This window comes from Salinimicrobium oceani (genome assembly GCF_012037645.1).
In genome coordinates this window covers 1-417 of the sequence record NZ_JAAVJR010000785.1, presented here as the reverse complement: position 1 = coordinate 417, position 417 = coordinate 1, and the positions used below count along the sequence as shown (strand labels likewise).

Below are 417 nucleotides of genomic sequence, written 5' to 3'. Positions count from 1 at the left end.
ATAGACTGTAAAAAAACGAAGACCGGTGGTTTTGAACCCATAAAGGTGGCTATAGGTGTAGGCCATTAGTTCATTGCTTTTTTTTGTTGCAGCATAAAGGCTTACTGGATGATCTACATCATCCTCAACCGAAAAAGGCACCTTCTCATTTTGACCATACACACTCGAACTGCTTGCATAAATTACATGTGGTACCTTATAATTACGGCAGCACTCTAAAAGATTCACGAAACCTACCACATTACTGTCTATATAGGATTCGGGATTTTCAATACTATATCGAACACCAGCCTGGGCTGCCAAATTGCAAACTATATCAAAGGAATGACTTTCAAAAATTTTTGGAAGATTTTTTCGATCTTCAAGATGCATTCTTATAAATCTGAAATTACTAAACAAATTACTAGCAATTAATTC

1 protein-coding gene is annotated in these 417 nt (G+C 36.0%); it reads right to left on the bottom strand.

The genetic code is table 11. The annotated features are described in order from the left end of the window. Positions 1–417: GDP-mannose 4,6-dehydratase (locus tag HC175_RS19395; protein ID WP_168139774.1), on the bottom strand; the 417-nt coding region annotated here is incomplete at both ends.